Raw genomic sequence first — 22209 nt, forward strand, 5'->3', positions numbered from 1 at the left:
CGGCCCCGATCCGACTGGTCAGAGGGCGAAATGCCCCTTCAGCCAATCGCGCAGCGACGTGTCAGCTTCGCTGTCAATCTTGACCGCGCTGCCAAGGTCAGGCTGGCCCGGCCAGCCGGCGTCGGTGATGGTCAGGCCGGCGGCGCTGCGTTCCCCTTCGTAGCGGGGGATGACATGGAAATGGACATGCGGATCGACCATCATCAGCATGAGATAATTGATCTTCGCATAGTCCACCGAGCGGGTCAGCGCGGCCTCGATCGCGGCGGTGACGGTCTTGAGTTCGGCATGCGCCGCGCCCGGCAGGTCGCCGAACGCGGTCGCGTCGCTCTTGGCCGCCAGCACCAGCGATCCCAGCGTCGGCTGGGCCGGGCGCAGCAGCACGACCCAATGATCGAATTCGGCGACCAACGTCGCGGGCCAGCCGAACTTGGCGATGGTCGCGTTCATGCCGCGGCTTCCGCTTCGTCCATCCAGCTGACGATCGGCCGGCCGGAGCGGTGGACGATATAGGCCTGGGCCAGGCGCACGGCATGGACGACCAGCGAGATGATGGTCCACCAGGCAAGCGCGATCAGGCCGATGTCGGGCCGGCCGAACAGCAGCGCCACGAACAGGATCACCATGTTCGGGTTGCGGCGCGCGGTGATCAGGCGGAACTGGCTGTCGAACGGACGCCAGACATGGATGTCCATCTTGAAGTCCTTGAGGAACATCCCCTCGATCAGGCGCTGGAGGATATAACCGGCGATCACCGCGGTCATGATGAAGGTGAAGGTGCCGGCCGACAGGCCCAGCCCCCAATAAGTGAGGCCCGTGCCCCAGAAATACCACCAGAAGGGCGGGTGGACCAGGTCGACGCCATGATCGATCACATTGCCCCATTTGGACGAAGTGATGGTGCAGCGCGCGAGCTTGCCGTCCACCGTGTCGAGCACCATGAAGATGAAGCCGCACAGGAAGCCGGTCCAGAACAGCCCCTTGGCGAACAGGAAGGTGGCGACGAGGCAGAGCGTCACGCCGATCACCGACACCATGTTCGGCGTCATCTTCAGCTGCGCGGCGATGCGCGTCAGGATCAGCGCCAGTTCGGGCCAGAGATATTTGGTCAGCAGGTCGGTCACGCCCTTATAGGCGCCGAAATAGCTTTGCCGCTCGATCGCCTTGCGGGTCTGGGGCACCAGTTCGCGCACCATCGGCTGTTCCAGCTTGCGCAACTGGCGATTGTAGAGCTTGCGCCCGTCCGACAGGTCGATGAGGCCGCTGGCCTGCATCGGGTCGCTGCCCGCCGTCACCTGGCCGACGATCGGCTGGCCGGCCCAGGCGAACATCGTGCCGGGCGTTTCCAGCACCAGCCGCAGCAGCAGCGGGTCGAAGGCATAGGCGAGGTTGAAGACCAGTTCATGGCCCGGCGCCAGCGTGCTGCCATTCTTGGCCGCGCTTTCCGCCATGCGGCGATTGCGTTCGGCGTTGGACATGCCCCAGATCGGGGTCGCGTTCTCGCCGAGCAGGCGAACCGGGCCGAGGGTGGTGCTGATCGTCTGCATCATGCCTGTGCCTTCTGCGCAAAATCGAGGATGAGGGCGGCCTGCCGCTGCGAGGCGGGGACCGGAGAAAGATCGATACTATCCTGCATTGCCGCTTCCTGAGCAGCAACCAGGCCCGGTTGCAAGTCCGCTGCCCGATCGAGCGCGCCCTGAAGCGCATCCGCGCGGTCGATCACCTGGCCTAGACGCCAATGGGCGAAGGCCTGATCCTCGCGCCAGTCATGATGGTCGAGGTTCAGGAAGATGCAGGGGCGGGGGGTGAGCAGAAACTCGTAAACCTGGCTCGATACGTCGCCCAGATAGGCGTCGGCGCTGGTCGTGTAGCTCATGTCGATCGAGTGGCGGCTACCCATGTCGACGCGGATATGGGGGCTGTCGCTGTGGATCGGCGGGACGCGACGGGCGAGCTTCACATGCGGCGCGATGATGACGTTCCAGCCCCGCAACGCTTCGAGCGCGGCCATGACCTGCGGCCCGTGCCTGACCCAGGAGGACAGCTCCGGGTCGAAATGCGGATTGTAGAGCAGTACCGGCTTGTCATCGTCGAACAAGGGGCGGCGCGGCGCGCGCAGTTCGAACTTGGCATAGCCGCCGACCAGGCAATTGGCTTCGGTGCAGAGGCCGTAGCCGATCATCCGGCGCCGGTCCTTCTCGCCCGCGACGATGGTCAGGTCGAAATCGGCGTGGCGCTGCTTGTAGCCGCCGGCCCGGTCGCCCGCGCCATGCTTGATCAGGATCAGGCGGGTGGCAAAGCCGGGCACCCGTTTCAGCCAGGCGCTGGTGATTTCCGTCGTCACCAGCGTCGGGAAGCGGGCGATGGCGCGATAGTTGAGCAGCAACGTCGCCAGCCGCGAGGGCAGGCGGAACAGGGAGTCGGGCTTGGTCGAGGGGCGGCGCAGCTTGATGAGGTCGAGCCGTCCTTCGGGATCATAGCTGGCGACCAGATCGAGAATCAGGCGCGAGGGCGAAAGCACATGGACGCGCACATCCGCGCGCTTGCCCAGCTCAAGGGCGGCCGGCAGCCAGTGGAACACCTGCTGGGCTTCGGCGATGGCAAGAAAGGCGATGTCGATCGGCAATGAAGGCGGTCCCCACAGATATTCGCCGCCGCAGGGGCATGACCTGCGTTTGCTTTACTTCGCCCCGCGTCGCAATGCGAGGGGGGAGCGAAACGAGGTCGCTCTAGCGTGGCTGGCGCGGGACGCAAGCCGAAGCCCCTCTTCGGCAATGATTATTTGCAATCGATTTGCAACAAGGCCCGCCGGGGCAGAATCATGGTCTCAGTGCTGGACCTTTGCAGATTTTTCGTTATGCGGACCCCCATCAGACAGACATCGACGAAGAGGCTCGACGAGCGATGGCCGAATTTGCTTTGCCCAAGAACAGCAAGATCAGCGGCAAGGGCGTGACCCACAAGGCGCCCGAGGGCGCGACCAATGTCCGCAGCTTCAAGGTCTATCGCTACGATCCGGACTCGGGCGAGAATCCGCGCTACGACACGTTCGAGATCGATCTCGACAATTGCGGCCCGATGGTTCTCGACGCGCTGCTGAAGATCAAGAACGAGTATGACTCGACCCTGACCTTCCGCCGTTCGTGCCGCGAAGGCATTTGCGGTTCCTGTTCGATGAACATGAACGGCAAGAACGGCCTGGCCTGCACCACCGCGATCGACGAATGCGCCGGCAAGCAGGTGCAGATCACCCCGCTGCCGCACATGGACGTCATCAAGGATCTGGTGCCGGACTTCACCCACTTCTACGCCCAGTACAACAGCATCAAGCCCTGGCTGCAAACCGTCAGCCCCGCGCCGAGCGGCAAGGAGCGGCTGCAGTCGCCCGCCGATCGCGAGAAGCTGGATGGTCTTTATGAGTGCATCCTGTGCGCCTGCTGCTCGACCAGCTGCCCCAGCTACTGGTGGAACAGCGACAAGTTCCTGGGCCCGGCGATCCTGCTGCAGGCCTATCGCTGGCTGGCCGACAGCCGCGACGAGTTCACCGGCGAGCGCCTCGACGAGCTGGAAGATCCCTTCCGCCTCTATCGCTGCCACACCATCATGAACTGCGCGAACGTCTGCCCCAAGGGCCTGAGCCCGGCCAAGGCGATCGCGGAGACCAAGAAGATGATGGTCGAACGGCAGCTGTAAGTTGACCAGCGACGGTGTTGCAGGCGGACGACCGCTGAACGAAGGGAAATGGTCGGGCTGGACCGCCTGGCACGATCCGCATCCTGACACCTTCCTGCAGGCCATCGGCCGCGGCTACATGCGCGGGCTGGGCGAGAAGAAGGCGCATGTCGCGCTGGAAACCCGCACCAGCCACCGCAACCGGCTCGATACGCTGCATGGCGGCTTCCTCGCCGCCTTTGCCGACCATGCCTATTTCGGCGCACTCTGGGCGATGGGGCATCAGGGCCAGGTCAATGGCGTGACCATCGACCTGTCGATGCAATATCTGGGCGCGGGCAAGGTCGGTCCCGACCTGCTGGCCGAGGTGGAATTGCTGCGCGAGACCGGGCGCCTGATGTTCCTGCGCATGCTGATCACCCAGGAGGGCGAGCCGGTCGCGGCGTCCACCGCCACGCTGCGCAAGGCGCCCAAGGCGCAGTGACCAGCGTCATCGCCCGTTATGATGCGCTGGTCGCGGCTGGCGAATTGCGGCCCGACCCGGACCAGCGGGCCGCCGCCGTGCGACTCGACCAGCTTCAGCATGATCTGGAAGCGACGCCGGCGCGTGGCTCGACGCTGTGGAAGCTGCTGCGCAAACAGCCCGAGCCGCCGCGCGGCCTCTACATGTGGGGCGGGGTCGGGCGCGGCAAGTCTATGCTGATGGACCTGTTCTTCGACACGGTCCATGTGCAGCGCAAGAAGCGCGCCCATTTCCATGAATTCATGCTCGACGTGCATGCCCGCCTGGCCGAGGCGCGCAAGTCCGAGTCGGGCGATCCGATCCCGCCGGTGGTCGAGTCGCTGGCCGAAGAGGCGCGGCTGCTCTGCTTCGACGAGATGGTCGTCAACAATATGGCCGATGCGGCGATCATGTCGCGGCTGTTCACGGGGTTGCTGGAAAAGCGGGTGACGATCGTCACCACCTCCAACCGCGAGCCCGACGAACTCTACAAGAATGGCCTCAATCGCCAGCTGTTCCTGCCCTTCATCGACCTCATCAAGGCCAAGCTGGACGTGATGACGCTGAACGGTCCGGTCGATTATCGCCGCGACCGTCTGGGCGACTCGAAGCTGTGGCATGTGCCCAATGGGCCGGAGGCGACCAGGTCGCTGTCGGAGGCCTTTTTCCGCCTGACCGACTTTTCGGTCGAGGATCGGGCCAAGGTGCCCTCGGAGGAGATCGTCGTTCAGGGCGGGCGCACCATGCATGTGCCCAAGAGCCTGAAGGGCGTTGCCGTCTTCTCGTTCAAGCGGCTGTGCGTCGAGGCGCGTGGCGCGCCCGACTATCTGGCGATCGCGCGCAAATATCATACGGTCATCATCGTCGGCATTCCGGTGCTGGGGCCGGAGAAGCGCAACGAGGCGGCGCGCTTCGTCACGCTGATCGACTCGCTCTACGAATATAAGGTCAAATTGCTCGCCTCGGCCGATGCCGAGCCGATGCGACTCTATCCCGAAGGGGATGGGGCGTTCGAATTCGAGCGGACCGTGTCGCGGCTGATGGAAATGCAGTCCGACGATTATCTCGCGCTGGGCCACGGCCCCAAATAAGCGCGACGCACCCCGTCGTGCGCGCATTTCGCCCTATCGCCGCTTGCGTCGACGTTCATCAGGGCGCAACTTTCTTACGGAAAAACAGACCGGATGCTTCCACTTGGGAAGCATCCGGCAGGCTACCGCTGCAGGGAAGGCTCTAGGTCCAGGGTAGGAGACCAGGAGCGACAGGGTGTGAAAAAGCCTCTAATGCAACTGCGAATGAATTGCAAAGATAATTTGCCGCAGGGGGCTTTGTTTGGTTGAAACCCCCACAATATGGGCGTAGGCGCACTGACAATTCCAGAGTTCACATCTTGGAGGATGATTGCATATGGCCCGTAAGAAGATCGCGCTCATTGGCGCTGGCAATATCGGCGGCACGCTCGCGCATCTCGCGGCTCTCAAGGGACTCGGTGACATCGTCCTGTTCGACGTCGTCGAAGGCGTTCCCCAGGGCAAGGCTCTCGACCTGTCGCAGTGCGCCTCGGTCGAAGGCTTCGATGCGAAGATCACCGGTTCCAACGACTATGCCGATATCGCGGGCGCGGACGTCATCATCGTCACCGCCGGTGTCGCCCGCAAGCCGGGCATGAGCCGCGACGACCTGCTGGGCATCAACCTCAAGGTCATGAAGGCCGTGGGCGAGGGCATCGCCGCCAACGCCCCCGACGCTTTCGTCATCTGCATCACCAACCCGCTCGACGCGATGGTCTGGGCGCTGCGCGAATTTTCGGGCCTGCCCGCGAACAAGGTCGTCGGCATGGCCGGCGTTCTGGACAGCTCGCGCTTCAACCACTTCCTGGCGGAAGAATTCAACGTCTCGGCCAAGGATGTCACCAGCTTCGTGCTCGGCGGCCACGGCGACACCATGGTTCCGGTGATCGAATATTCGACCGTCGCCGGCATCCCGGTTCCCGACCTGATCAAGCAGGGCCGTTCGACCCAGGAGCGCATCGACGCCATCGTCAAGCGCACCCGTTCGGGCGGCGGCGAGATCGTCGCGCTGCTCAAGACCGGTTCGGCCTTCTATGCGCCCGCCACCAGCGCGATCGCCATGGCTGAAGCCTATCTGGGCGACAAGAAGCGCCTGCTGCCCTGCGCCGCGAACCTGACCGGCCAATATGGCGTCGACAATCTCTATGTCGGCGTGCCGGTCATCATCGGCAAGGACGGCGTTGAGCAGGTCATCGAGATCGAGCTGAACGACGAAGCCAAGGCCAACCTCCAGGTGTCGGTCGACGCCGTCAAGGAACTGCTGGAAGCCTGCAAGGGTATCGATCCCTCGCTCGCCTGAGCCAACCAGCTTGCACCGTCCCGTTCCAGGTAAGTGCGCAGCCTGGGACGGGTCGCTTTAGACCCAAGTGCCACGTCCACAGAGAATAAAGGGACACCCATGTCCATTCTGGTGAACAAGAACACCAAGGTCATCACCCAGGGTATGACCGGTGCCACCGGCACCTTCCACACCGAAACCGCTCTTGCCTATGGCACGCAGATGGTTGGCGGCGTGACCCCCGGCAAGGGCGGCACGACCCACATCGGTCTGCCGATGTTCGACACCGTTGCCGAAGCCAAGTCGAAGACCGGCGCCGACGCCTCGGTCATCTATGTTCCGCCGCCGTTCGCGGCCGACTCGATCCTGGAAGCGATCGATGCCGAAATCCCGCTGATCGTCGCGATCACCGAAGGCATCCCGGTTCTGGACATGGTCAAGGTGAAGCGCGCCCTGTCGGGTTCGAAGTCGCGCCTGATCGGCCCGAACTGCCCCGGCCTGCTGACGCCTGGCGAGTGCAAGATCGGCATCATGCCCGGCAACATCTTCTCGAAGGGTTCGGTCGGCGTCGTGTCGCGTTCGGGCACGCTGACCTATGAAGCCGTGTTCCAGACCACCAATGCGGGCCTGGGCCAGACCACGGCCGTCGGCATCGGCGGTGACCCGGTCAACGGCACCAACTTCATCGACGTGCTGGAACTGTTCCTGGCCGACGACGCCACCGAATCGATCATCATGATCGGTGAAATCGGCGGCGACGCGGAAGAACAGGCTGCTCAGTTCCTGATCGACGAAGCCAAGAAGGGCCGCAAGAAGCCGATGGCCGGCTTCATCGCTGGTCGCACGGCGCCTCCGGGCCGTCGCATGGGCCACGCCGGCGCGATCGTGTCGGGCGGCAAGGGCGACGCGGAAAGCAAGATCGCGGCGATGGAAGCGGCCGGCATCAAGGTCGCTGCCAGCCCGAGCCTGCTGGGCGAGACCCTGCTGGAAGTGCTGAAGGGCTGATCCGCCTTTAAAATATGATATGGAAACGCGGCCGGGCTGCACCCCGGCCGCACTTTCCCGCTCCGCGACTGCACGCGGCATGCATGGGACACAAGACGATGGGTTACGAGAACCAGGATTTCGAGATCGAACAGGGGCCGAGCTGGGCACGCCCCAACTGGCCGTTGGCGGACACCGACGACCTGACCGGGGCGATGGACCCGACGCAGATGCAGGTGGCCGTGAAGGCTGCTGCAAAGGCGCAGGGTGCCGCTGTTTCCGAGGCCGATATCGCATCGGCTGCCGAGGACGCAATCCGCGCGCAGATGCTGATCCGCACATATCGCGTGCGCGGTCATCTGGCCGCCAATCTCGATCCGCTGGGCCTGGCCAAGCGTGACCTGCCGGCGGACCTGACCCCGGAATATCATGGCCTGACCGACGCGTCGAAGAAGGTCTTCCTGGGCGGCACGCTGGGCCTGCAGTATGCGACCGTCGCGGAGATCGTGACGATCCTGCGCCAGAATTACTGCGGCAATGTCGGCCTTGAATATATGCATATCGCGGACGTCGAAGAGCGCCGCTTCCTGCAGGAACGCCTGGAGGGCAAGGACAAGGAAATCCACTTCACGCCCGAGGGCAAGAAGGCGATCCTGGCCAAGGTCATCCAGGGCGAGCAGTATGAGAAGTTCCTGGGCCGCAAATATGTCGGCACCAAGCGCTTCGGCCTCGACGGTGGCGAGTCCATGATCCCCGCGCTCGAAGCGGTCATCAAATATGGTGGCGCATCGGGCGTGCGCGAGATCGTGTTCGGCATGGCCCATCGCGGCCGCCTGAACGTCCTCGCCAACGTCATGGCCAAGGGCTTCCGCGTCATTTTCCACGAATTCTCGGGCGGCACCGCCAACCCCGAAGACGTGGGTGGCTCGGGCGACGTGAAATATCACCTCGGCACCTCGACCGACCGTGAGTTCGACGGCGTCAAGGTTCACATGTCGCTGGTGCCCAACCCGTCGCACCTTGAAACCGTCGATCCGGTGGTGCTGGGCAAGGTTCGCGCGCAGCAGACCTTCCGCGACGACCTCACCAAGCATGAGCAGGTTCTGCCCGTGCTGATCCACGGCGACGCGGCCTTTGCCGGCCAGGGCATCGTCTGGGAGTGCCTCGGCTTCTCGGGCGTCAGCGGCTACAACACCGGCGGCTGCGTCCACTTCATCATCAACAACCAGATCGGCTTCACCACCAGCCCGCAATTCTCGCGCGGCTCGCCCTATCCGTCGGACGTGGCGAAGGGTGTCCAGGCGCCGATCCTGCACGTCAATGGCGACGATCCCGAAGCCGTGACCTTCGCGACCAAGCTGGCCATGGAATATCGCCAGAAATTCCATCGCGACGTCGTCGTCGACATGTGGTGCTATCGCCGCTTCGGTCATAACGAAGGCGACGAGCCGGGCTTCACCCAGCCGCTGATGTACAAGGAAATCCGTCAGCATCCGCCGGTCAGCGACATTTATGCCGCGCGCCTGAAGGCAGAAGGCGTGGTGGACGACGCGTTCGTCTCCGGTTCGACCGACGAGTTCGTCGCCCATCTGGAAGACGAGTTCGAAGCCGCCAAGAGCTACAAGGCCAACAAGGCCGACTGGTTCGCCGGTCGCTGGTCGGGCCTGCACAAGCCGGCCGATGCTGAAACCGCGCGCCAGAGCGTGGAATCGGCGATCAATCAGAAGCTGTTCGACAGCCTGGGCCGGACGCTGACCACGGTTCCCGAGGGCCATAATGTCCACAAGACGCTGAAGCGCGTGCTGGATGCCAAGGCCGAGATGTTCAAGTCGGGTGCCAATTTCGACTGGGCGACCGGCGAGGCTCTGGCCTTCGGTTCGCTGCTGTCGGAAGGCTATGGCGTTCGCCTGTCGGGTCAGGACTCAGGTCGCGGCACCTTCAGCCAGCGTCACGCGGTCTGGACCGACCAGGACACCGAGGCCAAATATATCCCGCTCTCGACCGTGCCGCATGGCCGTTTCGAAGTGCTGGACTCGCCTTTGTCCGAATATGGCGTGCTGGGCTTCGAATATGGTTTCGCCCTGGCGGACCCGAAGAGCCTGGTGATCTGGGAAGCGCAGTTCGGCGATTTCGCCAATGGTGCGCAGATCATCTTCGACCAGTATATCGCGTCGTCGGAAACCAAGTGGCTGCGCTCCAACGGCCTCGTCTGCCTGCTGCCGCACGGCTATGAAGGCCAGGGGCCCGAGCATAGCTCGGCGCGTCTGGAACGCTATCTGCAGCTCTGCGCCGAAGGCAATATCCAGGTCGCGAACATCACGACCCCGGCCAATTACTTCCACGCGCTGCGTCGCCAGATGCTGCGGCCCTTCCGCAAGCCGCTCATCATCATGGCGCCCAAGTCGCTGCTGCGTCACAAGGCCGCCGTCAGCAAGGCCGAGGACTTCCTGGGCGAAACGCACTTCAAGCGCATCCTGTCGGACCCCAATGGGTCGGCCGACAAGGATACCAAGCGCCTGGTGCTCTGCTCGGGCAAGGTCTTCTACGACCTGATGGAGGCCCGCGACGCCGCCGGCGACGCCAACACCCAGATCGTCCGTATCGAACAGATTTATCCGTTCGCGACCGACGCACTGGCCACGCGCATCGAGCGCATGACCAATCTGGAAGACGTCGTCTGGTGTCAGGAAGAACCGCGCAACAACGGCGCCTGGTCCTTCGTCGAACCCTATATCGAGGAAGCGCTGGCCAAGGCCGGCAAGGCGCCCAAGCGCGCCCGCTATGCCGGCCGCAAGGCATCGGCATCGCCTGCCACGGGCCTGGCCTCGCGCCATGTGTCCGAACAGGGCGCCCTCGTCGCCGATGCGCTGGGTCACAGCGTTCGTGAAGAAATCCGTCGCCAGAAGAAAGGCTGAGAAAGCACATGGCAACCGAAGTCAAAGTCCCCACGCTGGGCGAATCCGTTACCGAAGCAACCGTCGGTCAGTGGCTCAAGAAGCCGGGTGAAGCGGTCAAGGCCGACGAGCCGATCGTCAGCCTGGAAACCGACAAGGTCGCGGTCGACGTGCCCTCGCCAGTCGCCGGTGTCATGGGTGATCTGGTCGCCAAGGAAGGTGATACGGTCGAGGTCGGCGCGCTGCTGGCCTATGTGAACGAAGGCGGTGCCGCTGCCGCCGCACCGGCTGCTGCCGCTGCTCCCGCCGCCAAGGCGGAAGCCGCTGCACCCGCGCCGGCCGCTTCGGCTCCGGCTGCATCGGACGACGAAGAGGGCGGCAGCCTGACCCTGTCGCCGGCGGTCCGCCGCCTGGTGCTGGAGCATGGTCTTGACCCGAGCAAGATCAAGGGCACCGGCAAGGACGGCCGTCTGACCAAGGACGACGTCATGGCCGCCGTCGCCGCCGGCACTGCCAAGGCAGCTGCCGCGACCCCGGCTTCGGCGCCTGCCGCCGACGCCCCGGCCGCTGGCCCCAGCCGCAAGCAGGAACGCGTCAAGATGACCCGCCTGCGCCAGACCGTCGCCAAGCGTCTGAAGGAAGCGCAGAACAACGCCGCGCTGCTGACCACGTACAACGACGTCGACATGACCAACGTCATCGAGGCGCGCGCCAAGTACAAGGATCTGTTCGAGAAGAAGCATGGCGTCCGTCTGGGCTTCATGGGCTTCTTCACCAAGGCCGTCTGCATGGCGCTGAAGGACATTCCGGGCGTCAATGCACAGATCGAAGGCGACGAGATCGTCTATAACGACTTCGCCGACATCTCGGTCGCCGTCTCGGCCCCGACCGGCCTGGTCGTTCCGGTCATCCGCAATGCGGAAAGCCTGAGCGTCGCTGCCATCGAAAAGACCATCGGCGGCTTCGGCAAGAAGGCCAAGGAAGGCAAGCTGACGATGGAAGATATGAAGGGCGGCACCTTCACCATCTCCAACGGCGGCGTGTTCGGTTCGCTGCTGTCCAGCCCGATCATCAACCCGCCCCAGTCGGCGGTTCTGGGCCTGCACCGCATCGAGGACCGTCCGGTCGTCCGCAACGGCCAGATCGTGATCCGCCCGATGATGTATCTGGCGCTCAGCTATGACCATCGCCTGATCGACGGTCGTGAAGCGGTGACCTTCCTTGTCGCGGTCAAGAACGCGATCGAGGATCCGACCCGTCTGCTGATCGACCTGTAATAATCACCATTTATTGTTGCCCCGGCTTCGGCCGGGGCGCCTCTTGCCCTTGATTTGGGGCAGAGCGATGCCAGTTTGGCTGGCATGACTGGAGAAGGGAAAACCCCATGTCCGATTTCGATTATGACGTCCTGGTTATCGGTGCTGGCCCGGGTGGCTATGTCGCCGCGATCCGTGCTGCTCAGCTGGGCCTGAAGACCGCCTGCGCCGAAAGCCGCGAGACGCTGGGCGGCACCTGCCTCAACGTCGGCTGCATTCCGTCCAAGGCGCTGCTGCACGCCTCGGAACTCTATGACGAGGCCGCCAACGGCGCGCTCGCCAAGCTCGGCGTCAAGATCGACAAGATGAGCCTGGACCTGCCCACCATGCAGGGCCAGCGCGTCGATGCCATCAAGGGCCTGACCGGCGGTATCGAATATCTGTTCAAGAAGAACAAGGTGACCTGGCTCAAGGGCCTGGCCAGCTTCACCGGCGCCAACACCGTCGAAGTGAATGGCGAGAAGGTGACGGCGAAGAACATCGTCATCGCCACCGGTTCGTCGGTCGCCCCGCTGCCGGGCGTGGCCGTGGAAAATGAAGGCGGCAAGATCGTCGATTCGACCGGCGCGCTGGAACTGGACAAGGTTCCGGGGCATCTGGTCGTCGTCGGTGGCGGCGTCATCGGTCTGGAACTGGGTTCGGTGTGGAAGCGCCTGGGCGCCAAGGTGACCGTGGTCGAATATCTCGACCAGATCCTGCCTGGCATGGACGGCGAAGTCCGCAAGGAAGCAAACAAGATCTTCAAGAAGCAGGGCTTCGAATATAAGCTCGGCACCAAGGTAACCGGCGCCGAAGTCGGCAAGTCGGGCGTGACCCTGACCGTCGAACCCGCCGCCGGTGGCGAAGCCGAGAAGATCGAGGCCGACGTTGTCCTGGTGTCGATCGGTCGTCGTCCCAACACCGAAGGCCTGGGCCTCGACAAGATCGGCCTGGAGCTGAACGCGCGCGGTCAGATCGAGACCGACCATGAGTTCGGTACCAAGGTTCCGGGCGTCTGGGCGATTGGCGACGTCATCCCCGGCCCGATGCTGGCGCACAAGGCCGAGGACGAGGGCATTGCCGTCGCCGAGAATATTGCCGGCCTGACCGGCATCGTGAACCATGACGTGATCCCCTCGGTGGTCTACACCAAGCCGGAAATCGCGGGCGTGGGCCTGACCGAGGAAGCCGCCAAGGAACGTGGCGCCGTCAAGGTCGGCAAGTTCCCGATGATGGCGAACAGCCGTGCCAAGACCAATCACGAGCCCGACGGCTTCGTGAAGATCATCGCCGACGCCGAAACCGACAAGGTGCTGGGCGTGTGGATCATCGCCACCGTTGCCGGCACGATGATCGCACAGGCGGCGCAGGCCATGGAATTCGGCGCGTCGAGCGAAGACATCGCTTACACCTGCCACGCGCACCCGACGCACAGCGAAGCGATCAAGGAAGCGGCGATGGCCGTGACCGGCAAGCCGATCCACATGTGATCGACTGCGCTATCGCAGGATAAGGGAAGGGGCCTCCGCCAAGCGGGGGCCTTTTTCTTTTGGGGAAGGACGCGCGCTGCTCTATCGGACGTGCATGAACCAATTCCCCTCCAGCCAGTCGGTGCCGTCAGCCAATCCCGAGCGGTTGTTCCTTGCGCTGTGGATCATCTTTTCGGTGCTGACCGCGCTGGCCGACATCATCGCGATCGTCCGCCATCCCGAAATGACGTTGCAGATATTGCCGCAGACGGCCCTGGGGCTGGCGGTATGCCTGCCCTTCAGCGCGGTCGCCATCCTGCTGCGACGCCGGCGGCTCAAGCGCCAGGCCGCGCGCGACGCCTTTCTTCAGGCGATGGCGCGGCTCGACTGAGCATCGCCGGCGGGCGCCAGCGCGGGCCGAATGGCGACGCGGTTGCGGCCCTTTTCCTTCGCTTCATAGAGCGCGCTGTCGGCGCGGGCGATTGCGTCATGGATTGAGCGGTCGGCACGATGCAGGCTGGTGAGGCCGAAGCTGGCGGTGAGCGGGCCGGGCAGGCCAAGCCGGCTTGCCGCCTGTTCGGCAAAGCGCAGCCGGATCGCGTCGGCAATGCCGGTCGCCATGGCGGGGTCTGCGCCGGGCAGGAAGAGGATGAACTCCTCGCCGCCGAAGCGGGCGATGACGGCATCGGCCGGGGCCAGCGCCCGCAGCGCATCGGCCAGCGCAACGATCACCCGGTCGCCCAGCCCATGGCCATGGGCGTCGTTGACGCGCTTGAAATGATCGATGTCGCAGGCGATCAGGCTGCCGCCGGCATCATGGCGCGCCACCGCTTCCTCGAACCCGCGGCGATTGAGCAGGCCGGACAGCGGATCGACATGGGCATCATGACGATAGCGGGTGAGAACGTCCTGCATGGCCGCCGCGAGCGCGGAGAGGGCCAGGAACAGGCCGAACATGCAGGCCAATGCCTGCATCAGGAAGGCATATTGGCTGTCGCGGAACGCGCCGCCGCCGGGCAGGGTGAAGGACACGCTGCTGCCGCGCAGCAGATTGTCGAGCGCCACCAGGGTGACTGCGGCATAGAGGGCGCGATCGGGCCAGCCGCGCAACTGGCCGCGGCCCGCGATCAGCGGAATGGAAATCAGCAGGAAGCAGCCGAAGTCGGACGACACCAGTTCCAGCGGGACGATGTCCTGCATCACCGCAAAGCTGCAGAGCAGGATCGATATCGCCCAGGTGGCGATGCGCAGCCCCAGCACCCAATTGGGGCGCCAGCGCGTCAGCAATGCCTGGCTGAACAGCAGGAAGCCGGTGGCAAAGGCGGTGTCGGCGACGATACCCCACAGGTCGGTCGGCAGGAAGTCGAACGCGACCGGCACGGCAAAACCCATGGCGACGCTGAAGAAGGCGCCGCTCCACCAGCCCGCTTCCCGCGCGCCCCAGCCCCAGACGATGAGGAAGGCGACGCCGAAGCTGGCCATCATGATGGGCAGGAAGAAGGCGAAATTCTCACCCACGAAGCGCGACCGATCCTTTGTGCAGCATGACGGCATGACGTCGCGTCATGCAGGAGCGCCATCCTGCATTTTCCGGTAAATGTCGATGGTTAAGAGAGCGTAACGGTTGCGACGGGCCGAGCAGGGAAACTGTCTAACCTGGATCAGAAACGCGGTTTCCGCTTCTCGCGGAACGCCGCGACCCCTTCGGCAAAGTCGGGATAGGTGAAGGCGTCGCGGAACATTTCGAGCGTCACCATGTCGTCATCCGCCTGTCCGTCAAGGATGCGGCGAACCATCGCCTTGGACGCGCGCACGCTATGCTGGGCATTGGCGGCAATCTCGCGGGCGAGCGCGGTGGCGGCAGCCAGTGGATCGGCCGCGATCTCGTCCACCAGGCCGATGGCAAGCGCCGCCTTGGCATCGTGCAGCGCGCCGGTGAAGAGGATGCGCTTGGCCCGTGCCGGCCCGACCAGATCGACCAGCAGGCGGGTGTCGAACAGCGAATAGACGATGCCGAGCTTGGCCGGGGTGATGCCCAGCCGTGCGGTGGGCGCCGTAATGCGCAGGTCGCAGGCGATCGCCAGGCCGCATCCGCCGCCGACACAATCACCGTCGATCGCCGCGATCACCGGCTTTTCCGCATGGGCCAGCGCATATTGGCTGGCGCGGATCGCGGCCTGGTTGGCGGCGCGCCAGTCAGCGTCGCCCGAACAGGCGGCAAATTCGTTGATGTCGGCGCCGGCGCAGAACAGGCCGGGCGTGGCCGAGGCGAGGATCAGCACGCGGATATCCGCATCGGCCATGGCATCGGCGACCATATGGGGCAGAGCCTCCCACATCGCCTGGGTCATGGCATTGCGGCGATCGGCCCGGTCGATCAGCAGCCGGGCGACCGCGCCGTCCCGCTCCAGGCGCAAGGTCATGCCGGCCAGGCTTCCAGCATCGGCACCAGTTCGTCGAAATGGTGGATCACCGCGTCGGCCTCCAGATTTTCTACCGGGCCATCGAGGAAGCCGAAGCTGACCGCGATGCTGGGAATGCCGGCATTGCGGGCGCCGGCAATGTCGTTGATCGTGTCGCCCAGGAAGATGGTGCGGCCGCCGCCGGCGCGCTCGATCATTGCATGGATCGGCGCCGGATCGGGCTTGGCAATGCCGACCGTGTCACCGGCAATGACCGAGGCGAAGCGGTCGAACAGGCCCAGTTGGTGCAGCAAGGGAAGGGTGAAGCGTTCCGCCTTGTTGGTGCAGATGGCGAGTTTTACGCCGCGCTCCGCCAGCGTATCCAGCATCGCCATCATGCCGGGATAGGGCAGGGAGTGGAGCGCCAGATTCTGTTCATAATAATCGAGCAGGATCGGCAGTGTCTGGTCGAGGATCGCCTCGTCATAGCCGCCCGACGCGTCGAGCGCGCGCTGCAGCATCACCTTGGCGCCCTTGCCGACGAAGGGCCGGATGGAATCGACCGGGAAGGGGGCTCGGCCGATCGTGCCGATCGCATAATTGACCGCCGCGGCCAGATCGCCGCTGGTGTCGAGCAGGGTGCCGTCGAGGTCGAAGCCGACAATGTCGAAGGATAAGCGTGCCATGGCATCGCCATGCCGCGTCGGCGGTGGCAATGGCAAGGCAAACATGGCAGAGAGCCGTGATATTCCAGACCACTTGAACGAAAAGGACGCGCTCGCCGTGACCGCACCTCGCCCCCTCGCAGTCGTCATCCTTGCCGCCGGGCAGGGCACAAGGATGAAGTCCGGCACGCACAAGGTGCTGCACCCGATCGCCGGGCGGCCGATGCTGCTGCACCTGCTTGCCAGTGTCGCGGACCTGCTGCCCGAGCGGCAGGTGGTCGTGGTCGGCGCCGGCCGCGAGCAGGTCGAAAAGGCGGTCGAGGGCAGCGGCGTCGCCATCGCCGTGCAGGAACAGCAGCTTGGCACCGGTCATGCCGTGGCGCAGGCGCATGATGCGCTGGCGGGGTTCGCCGGTGACGTGCTGATCCTCTATGGCGACGTGCCGCTGGTCAGCGGCGCGACGATGAAGGCGATGCTCGATCGGCTGAGCCGGGGCGACGAGCCGCGCGCGGTGGTGCTGGGCTTCCGCCCGGATGATGCCGCCGCCTATGGCCGGATCATCGCTGATGGCCAGGGCATCATCGAGAAGATGGTCGAGTTTAAGGATGCGAGCGAGGCCGAGCGCGCCATCACCCTGTGCAATAGCGGCCTGATGGCGGTGCGGGCGAGCGACCTGTTCGTGCTGCTCGACCAGATCGGCAACAACAATGCGGCCGGCGAATATTATCTGCCCGACATCATCATGCTGCCCGGCGCGAACAGCGCCGTGATCGAGACGGAAGCGTGGGAAGTGGCCGGCGTGAACAGCCGCGCCGAACTGGCCGGCGTCGAAGCCGTGTGGCAGGACCGCCGCCGGGCCGAGGCGATGCGCGAGGGCGTGACCCTGGTCGCGCCGCAGACCGTCTTCTTCTCGTACGACACTGTGCTGGGTCGCGACGTGACGGTCGAACCCAACGTCGTCTTCGGTCCGGGTGTCACCATCGCCGACAATGTCGTCATCCATGCCTTCTCCCATCTGGAAGGCGCGACCGTGGCCAGCGGCGCCGACATCGGCCCCTATGCCCGGCTGCGTCCGGGCGCTGACATCGGCCCCAAGGCGAAGGTCGGCAATTTCGTCGAGATCAAGAAGGCGCGCCTCGACGAAGGGGCGAAGGTCAATCACCTGTCCTATATCGGCGACGCCAGCGTCGGCGCAGCGGCCAATATCGGCGCGGGCACGATCACCTGCAATTATGACGGCTTCTTCAAATACAAGACGCAGATCGGGGCGGGCGCTTTCATCGGCTCCAACAGCGCGCTGGTCGCGCCGGCGACGATCGGCGATGGCGCGATCGTCGCGGCGGGCAGTGTCGTGACCAAGCCGGTTCCGGCCGACGCGCTGTGCCTCGTCCGGCCGCAACAGGAAAGCAAGCCGGGCTGGGCGGCGGCGTTCCGCACCCGCATGCGCGAGCGGAAGGCGAAGGCTTGAGCTTCATCCGGCGCCGGCCGTTTCTGTCCGCTCTGCTGCTCCTGCTGCTGATCGCGGTGGCAGGGCCGCTCTGGCTGTTGATGAATGCGCGCGCCATGCCGGTCGTGCGGCGCGCCGAGGTCGTGCTGCCTTTCCCGGCGGGCGCGCCGCAGCAGCCGATCAGGGTCGCGCTGCTGACCGACACCCATCTGTCCGGGCCGGACAACAGCCCGGCGCGGATGGCGCGGATCGTGGCCCGGATCAACGGCCTCAAGCCCGACCTCATCCTGCTGGGCGGCGACTATATCGGCGACAATAAATGGGGCGCGACCTATGATGCGCGCCACGCGATCGCCCCCTTTGCCGGGCTGCGCGCGCCGATGGGCGTGGTCGCGGTGCTGGGCAATCATGACAGTCGCAGCAGGAAGAACCGGGTGGCGCTCAGCGCCGACGACTGGCAGCGCGCCTTTGCCGATCTGGGCATCACCCTGGTGCAGGATGGCGCGGTGCGGCGCGGGCCGCTGGCGATCGGCGGGCTCAAGGATATCTATACCCGCAAGCCCGACATACCCGATACGCTGAAAGCGATGCAGGACATCGGTGGCGCGCCGGTGATCCTGTCGCACGGGCCTGATGTCTTCCCGCTGCTGCCCGATGCGCCGTCGCTGACCTTGGTCGGCCATACCCATTGCGGTCAGATGGCACTGCCCTTTGCCGGGATCGTCTATGTCCCCTCCCGCTATGGCACCCGCTATGCCTGCGGCCGCTATCAGGATGGCAAGAAGGCGATGATCGTGTCCGGGGGCGTGGGCACCAGTGGCCTGCCTTTCCGCATGCTGGCGCCGCCCGACATCTGGCTGATCACCATCCGGCCACGATGACATTCTTTTCATGGCTCGGCCATGGCGCTGTCGCCCGACCGGCATTAATGGCATGGCGACAAAGCTGTCCTATATGGACGCTATCTGACTAATCTGGTTCGGCGGGGCTTTCCACCATGTGCGGTATCATCGGAATTATCGGTAAGGATCAGGTCGCGGAACGACTGGTCGATGGCCTCAAGCGACTGGAATATCGCGGCTATGACAGTGCCGGCGTCGCCACCGTGCATGATGGCCGGATCGATCGCCGCCGGGCCGAGGGCAAGCTCAACAATCTGGTCAAGGAACTGGCCGCCTCGCCGCTGGCCGGCACCACCGGCATCGCCCATACCCGCTGGGCGACCCATGGGGCACCGACCACCAGCAATGCGCACCCCCATGCGACCGGCGAAGTGGCGCTGGTCCACAATGGCATCATCGAGAATTTCAAGCCGCTGCGCGACGAACTGATTGCCCGCGGCCGCACCTTCGACAGCCAGACCGACACCGAAGTGGTCGCCCATCTGGTCAGCGAACTGGTGGAGCAGGGCGTGGCGCCGAAGGAGGCCGTGGCGCAGGTGCTACCGCGCCTGCACGGTGCCTTCGCACTCGCCATCCTGTTCAAGAGTCATCCCGACATGCTGATCGGCGCGCGCCTCGGTTCGCCGCTGGTAGTGGGCTATGGCGATGGCGAGACCTTCCTCGGCTCCGACGCGCTGGCACTGGCGCCGCTGACCCAGCGCATCGCCTATCTGGACGAAGGCGACTGGGTCGTCATCACCAGGGACGGCGCCGAAATCTTCGACAAGGACAATAACCCGGTCGAACGCCCTGTCACGATCAGCGGCGTATCCGGCGCGATGATCGACAAGGGCAATCATCGCCACTTCATGCAGAAGGAAATCTATGAGCAGCCGGTCGTCGTGGCCCAGACGCTCAAGGCCTATCTGCAGCGGATGGACGACCGCGTGTCGCTGCCGATCCCGGATTTCGACCTGTCGACCATCCGCCGCGTCACCATCGTCGCCTGCGGCACCAGCTTCTATGCCGGCATGGTCGCGCGCTACTGGTTCGAACAATTCGCCCGCGTGCCGGTCGATTTGGATTTCGCCTCCGAGTTCCGCTACCGCGAGCCGGTGATGGAGGAGGGCGGCCTGGCCCTGTTCATCAGCCAGTCGGGCGAAACCGCCGACACGCTCGCCGCGCTGCGCTATGCCCGCGCCCAGGGGCAGAAGATCGCCGTCGTCGTCAATGTGCCGACCAGTTCGATGGCGCGCGAGGCCGACCTGCTGCTGCCGACCCATGCCGGCCCGGAAATCGGCGTCGCCTCGACCAAGGCCTTTACCTGCCAGTTGGCCGTGCTGGCCGCCTTTGCCGCCAATCTGGCGCGGGCCAAGGGCAAGCTCAGCGCCAAGGATGAGAAGGAAATCGTCCGCCACCTCGCCGAAGCGCCCGCCGCGATCAACGGCGCGCTCGCCTATGACGAGGCGATCGAGGCGATGGCCCATCATATCGTGCCGGCCCGCGATGTCCTGTATCTCGGCCGCGGCACCGACTATCCGCTGGCGCTGGAAGGTGCGCTGAAACTCAAGGAAATCAGCTATATCCATGCCGAGGGCTATGCCGCCGGCGAGATGAAGCATGGCCCGATCGCGCTGATCGACGAACTGGTGCCGGTGATCTGCATCGCGCCCAGCGGCCCCTTGTTCGAAAAGACCGTCAGCAACATGCAGGAGGTGCAGGCGCGCGGCGGCAAGGTGGTGCTGATTTCCGACTATGACGGGGTGCAGGCGGCAGGCGAAGGCTGTCTCGCTACCATCACCATGCCCAAGGTCCACCCGCTGATCGCGCCGATGGTCTATGCCGTGCCGGTTCAGCTGCTGGCCTATCATGTCGCCGTGCTGAAGGGCACCGACGTCGATCAGCCGCGCAATCTGGCGAAGAGCGTCACCGTCGAATAATCGGCCGCCACGCAGCGGCGGCCGATCCGAGGGATAGGGTCAGCCGCCACCGGGCGAATTATGGCCACCGGCCGGCACCGGGCCACCGCTTGGCGCGTGGCTGTGGTCGGGATTGCTGTCCCAGTCGATATGATAAAGGTCGAAGCGGCGGTCGCGCAGGTTGCGGACCGTGCCTTCGGCGCGCGCCCAGCTGAGGTCGGCCAGATTGACGTCCGCCATGGTCAGCGTCTCGACATTCTCGCTCGCCTCGGCTGCGATGCCATCACGGGCGAAGGGCAGGTCGCACGGCGTCAGGATCGCGCTCTGGGCATATTGGATGTCCATATTGTCGACGTTGGGCAGATTGCCGACATTGCCCGACATCACGACATAGCATTGATTCTCGATCGCGCGGGCCTGCGCGCAATAGCGCACGCGCATATAGCCCAGGCGCGAGTCGGTGCAGAAGGGGACGAAGATGATGCGCGCGCCCTGATCGACCAGGCGGCGGGCCAGTTCGGGAAATTCGCTGTCATAACAGATCAGCACGCCGATCGGGCCGCAGTCGGTCTGGATCACGTCGAGCGCGTCGCCGCCCTTGATGTTCCACCAGAAGGCTTCGTTGGGGGTCGGGTGGATCTTTTCCTGGGTGTGGACCGATCCGTCGCGCAGCGCGACATAGGCGATGTTCTGGATGTCGCCATCATCGGCGCGGGTCGGGTGCGATCCGCCGATGATGTTGATATTATATTCCAGCGCCATCCGCGTCAGTTCCTTGGTCAGGCGCGGGGTATAGCCGGTCAGCCGGTCGATCGCCTCGATCGGCGACAGCTTCTTGGTCTCGAACGAGAGCAGGGGCAAAGTGAACAGCTCGGGAAAGACGATGAAGTCCGATCGGTAATCGGCCGCCACGTCGACGAAATATTCGATGTTGCGAACGAACTCGTCGAAATCCTTCACCGCGCGCGCCTGCAGCTGGCAGGTGGCGAGGCGGACGCTTTCGACGCCGCGCGGCACCCGCATTTCCGGCGCCTCGTCCGGGTCTACATAGGGATTGCGCCAGACCAGATGCGCCGCATGTCCGTCCGACTGCTTGTCTTCGGGAAGGTAATTTTCCAGCACGCCCAGCGGCTCGAACTGGTTCTTCAACTGGAAGCTGATGACCTGGTCGCGCAGCTTGCCGCTGACCACCTTTTCCAGATAGTCGGCTGCGCTGCCGGCGCGGCGCTTGGCGCGGGCATAGCCGGGCATGCGGCCCGCAATGACGATGCCGTGCAGGTCGAGTTCCTCGGCCAGTTCCTTGCGCTCGTCATAGAGGCGCTGGCCGATGCGCAGCCCGCGCAGCTTGGGATCGACCGCCATTTCATAGCCATAAAGCCATTCGCCCGCCGCGCTGTGGCGGGTGCCGAAACCGTTGGCGGTGATCTCCTCCCAGTCATGATGGGAAAAGGCCATCGCCTTGCTGACGCGCATGGTGGCGCAATAGCCCACGACCTTGCTGTCATAGAGGGCGACGAAGCAGCCATTGGGGAAATTGTTGATCTGGCCGCGGATGGTGGCCAGCGAATAATTGGGCATGCCGGGATAGGCCCGAGCGATCAGCCGCTGGATGCCGCGCACATCGCCGGGCACCGCCGCCCGGACTTCCAGGCGCTTCTTGGCTGTCGTGGTCATTCTTTGCTCCCGTCGCATCAATCCGAAAAGGAAAAGGCGGCGCCGGGATGCGGCGC

The 22209-nt window shown here is 64.6% G+C and carries 19 protein-coding genes; 12 read left to right on the forward strand and 7 right to left on the reverse strand.

Translation table 11 applies throughout. The annotated features are described in order from the left end of the window. Nucleotides 1–18 precede the first annotated feature (18 nt). The 3 genes from AC13EK_RS12990 to AC13EK_RS13000 are packed head-to-tail and all read right to left on the reverse strand — an operon-like array spanning nt 19 to nt 2626. Nucleotides 19–450: an HIT family protein gene (locus AC13EK_RS12990; protein WP_069336812.1), complete on the reverse strand. Its 432-nt coding sequence runs from the start codon at nt 448–450 to the stop codon at nt 19–21. Continuing rightward, nucleotides 447–1550: a CDP-alcohol phosphatidyltransferase family protein gene (locus AC13EK_RS12995; RefSeq protein ID WP_069336811.1), complete on the reverse strand. Its 1104-nt coding sequence runs from the start codon at nt 1548–1550 to the stop codon at nt 447–449. Before AC13EK_RS12995 ends, AC13EK_RS12990 begins: the two co-directional genes overlap by 4 nt. Further along, on the reverse strand, nt 1547–2626 hold the full coding sequence (locus AC13EK_RS13000) for a glycosyl transferase (protein ID WP_069336810.1): 1080 nt from the start codon (nt 2624–2626) through the stop codon (nt 1547–1549). Before AC13EK_RS13000 ends, AC13EK_RS12995 begins: the two co-directional genes overlap by 4 nt. A gap of 278 nt (nt 2627–2904) precedes the next feature. Between AC13EK_RS13000 and AC13EK_RS13005 the strand changes: the two genes are divergently transcribed. The 9 genes from AC13EK_RS13005 to AC13EK_RS13045 all read left to right on the forward strand — a co-directional run bounded on the left by AC13EK_RS13005 (nt 2905) and on the right by AC13EK_RS13045 (nt 13556). Further along, entirely contained in the window at nt 2905–3693 is a 789-nt protein-coding gene (locus tag AC13EK_RS13005) for a succinate dehydrogenase iron-sulfur subunit (RefSeq protein ID WP_004211148.1), read from the forward strand. Between the two features lies 1 nt (nt 3694). After that, complete coding sequence (locus AC13EK_RS13010) at nt 3695–4156, forward strand: PaaI family thioesterase (protein WP_010337482.1); 462 nt, start codon at nt 3695–3697, stop codon at nt 4154–4156. Beyond that, nucleotides 4153–5265 (forward strand): cell division protein ZapE, encoded by a 1113-nt coding sequence (zapE, locus tag AC13EK_RS13015; protein WP_010337481.1) that lies wholly within the window; start codon nt 4153–4155, stop codon nt 5263–5265. The genes AC13EK_RS13010 and zapE overlap by 4 nt, the downstream gene beginning before the upstream one ends. Before the next feature lie 316 nt (nt 5266–5581). Further along, nucleotides 5582–6544, forward strand: a complete 963-nt coding sequence (gene mdh, locus AC13EK_RS13020; protein WP_010337480.1) for a malate dehydrogenase — start codon at nt 5582–5584, stop codon at nt 6542–6544. Between the two features lie 99 nt (nt 6545–6643). Then, a complete protein-coding gene (gene sucD / locus AC13EK_RS13025) occupies nt 6644–7528 on the forward strand; it encodes a succinate--CoA ligase subunit alpha (protein ID WP_004211155.1) in 885 nt (294 codons plus the stop codon). 98 nt (nt 7529–7626) lie between these two features. Continuing rightward, nucleotides 7627–10422 (forward strand): 2-oxoglutarate dehydrogenase E1 component, encoded by a 2796-nt coding sequence (locus tag AC13EK_RS13030; protein WP_004211156.1) that lies wholly within the window; start codon nt 7627–7629, stop codon nt 10420–10422. An 8-nt stretch (nt 10423–10430) separates the two neighbouring features. Next, nucleotides 10431–11678, forward strand: a complete 1248-nt coding sequence (gene odhB, locus AC13EK_RS13035; RefSeq protein ID WP_004211157.1) for a 2-oxoglutarate dehydrogenase complex dihydrolipoyllysine-residue succinyltransferase — start codon at nt 10431–10433, stop codon at nt 11676–11678. Between the two features lie 107 nt (nt 11679–11785). Then, nucleotides 11786–13186 carry a dihydrolipoyl dehydrogenase gene (gene lpdA / locus AC13EK_RS13040; protein ID WP_069336807.1) on the forward strand — a complete coding sequence of 467 codons (1401 nt, stop codon included), beginning with the start codon at nt 11786–11788 and terminating at the stop codon, nt 13184–13186. 94 nt (nt 13187–13280) lie between these two features. Further along, on the forward strand, nt 13281–13556 hold the full coding sequence (locus AC13EK_RS13045; protein ID WP_069336806.1) for a hypothetical protein: 276 nt from the start codon (nt 13281–13283) through the stop codon (nt 13554–13556). Here AC13EK_RS13045 and AC13EK_RS13050 read toward each other — a convergent pair. The 3 genes from AC13EK_RS13050 to AC13EK_RS13060 form a co-directional block, all read right to left on the reverse strand. After that, nucleotides 13532–14683: a GGDEF domain-containing protein gene (locus AC13EK_RS13050; RefSeq protein WP_069336809.1), complete on the reverse strand. Its 1152-nt coding sequence runs from the start codon at nt 14681–14683 to the stop codon at nt 13532–13534. The genes AC13EK_RS13045 and AC13EK_RS13050 overlap by 25 nt on opposite strands. A gap of 143 nt (nt 14684–14826) precedes the next feature. Beyond that, nucleotides 14827–15588: an enoyl-CoA hydratase/isomerase family protein gene (locus AC13EK_RS13055; protein WP_069336805.1), complete on the reverse strand. Its 762-nt coding sequence runs from the start codon at nt 15586–15588 to the stop codon at nt 14827–14829. Further along, complete coding sequence (locus AC13EK_RS13060) at nt 15585–16253, reverse strand: HAD family hydrolase (RefSeq protein ID WP_170828667.1); 669 nt, start codon at nt 16251–16253, stop codon at nt 15585–15587. The genes AC13EK_RS13055 and AC13EK_RS13060 overlap by 4 nt, the downstream gene beginning before the upstream one ends. 154 nt (nt 16254–16407) lie before the next feature. On the opposite strand from AC13EK_RS13060, the gene glmU reads away from it, so the two are divergent. From glmU to glmS, 3 genes are all read left to right on the forward strand, one after another. After that, nucleotides 16408–17700: a bifunctional UDP-N-acetylglucosamine diphosphorylase/glucosamine-1-phosphate N-acetyltransferase GlmU gene (glmU, locus tag AC13EK_RS13065; protein ID WP_069336808.1), complete on the forward strand. Its 1293-nt coding sequence runs from the start codon at nt 16408–16410 to the stop codon at nt 17698–17700. Continuing rightward, nucleotides 17697–18560 (forward strand): metallophosphoesterase, encoded by an 864-nt coding sequence (locus AC13EK_RS13070; protein WP_069336803.1) that lies wholly within the window; start codon nt 17697–17699, stop codon nt 18558–18560. Before glmU ends, AC13EK_RS13070 begins: the two co-directional genes overlap by 4 nt. Before the next feature lie 116 nt (nt 18561–18676). Continuing rightward, nucleotides 18677–20500, forward strand: coding sequence for a glutamine--fructose-6-phosphate transaminase (isomerizing) (glmS, locus tag AC13EK_RS13075; RefSeq protein ID WP_069336802.1), 1824 nt, complete (start codon nt 18677–18679; stop codon nt 20498–20500). A gap of 39 nt (nt 20501–20539) precedes the next feature. Here the strand turns inward: glmS and AC13EK_RS13080 are convergent, their stop codons facing one another. Further along, complete coding sequence (locus AC13EK_RS13080) at nt 20540–22153, reverse strand: bifunctional GNAT family N-acetyltransferase/carbon-nitrogen hydrolase family protein (RefSeq protein WP_277788124.1); 1614 nt, start codon at nt 22151–22153, stop codon at nt 20540–20542. Between the last annotated feature and the right edge of the window lie 56 nt (nt 22154–22209).

The organism is Sphingobium sp. L-44 (assembly GCF_056859495.1).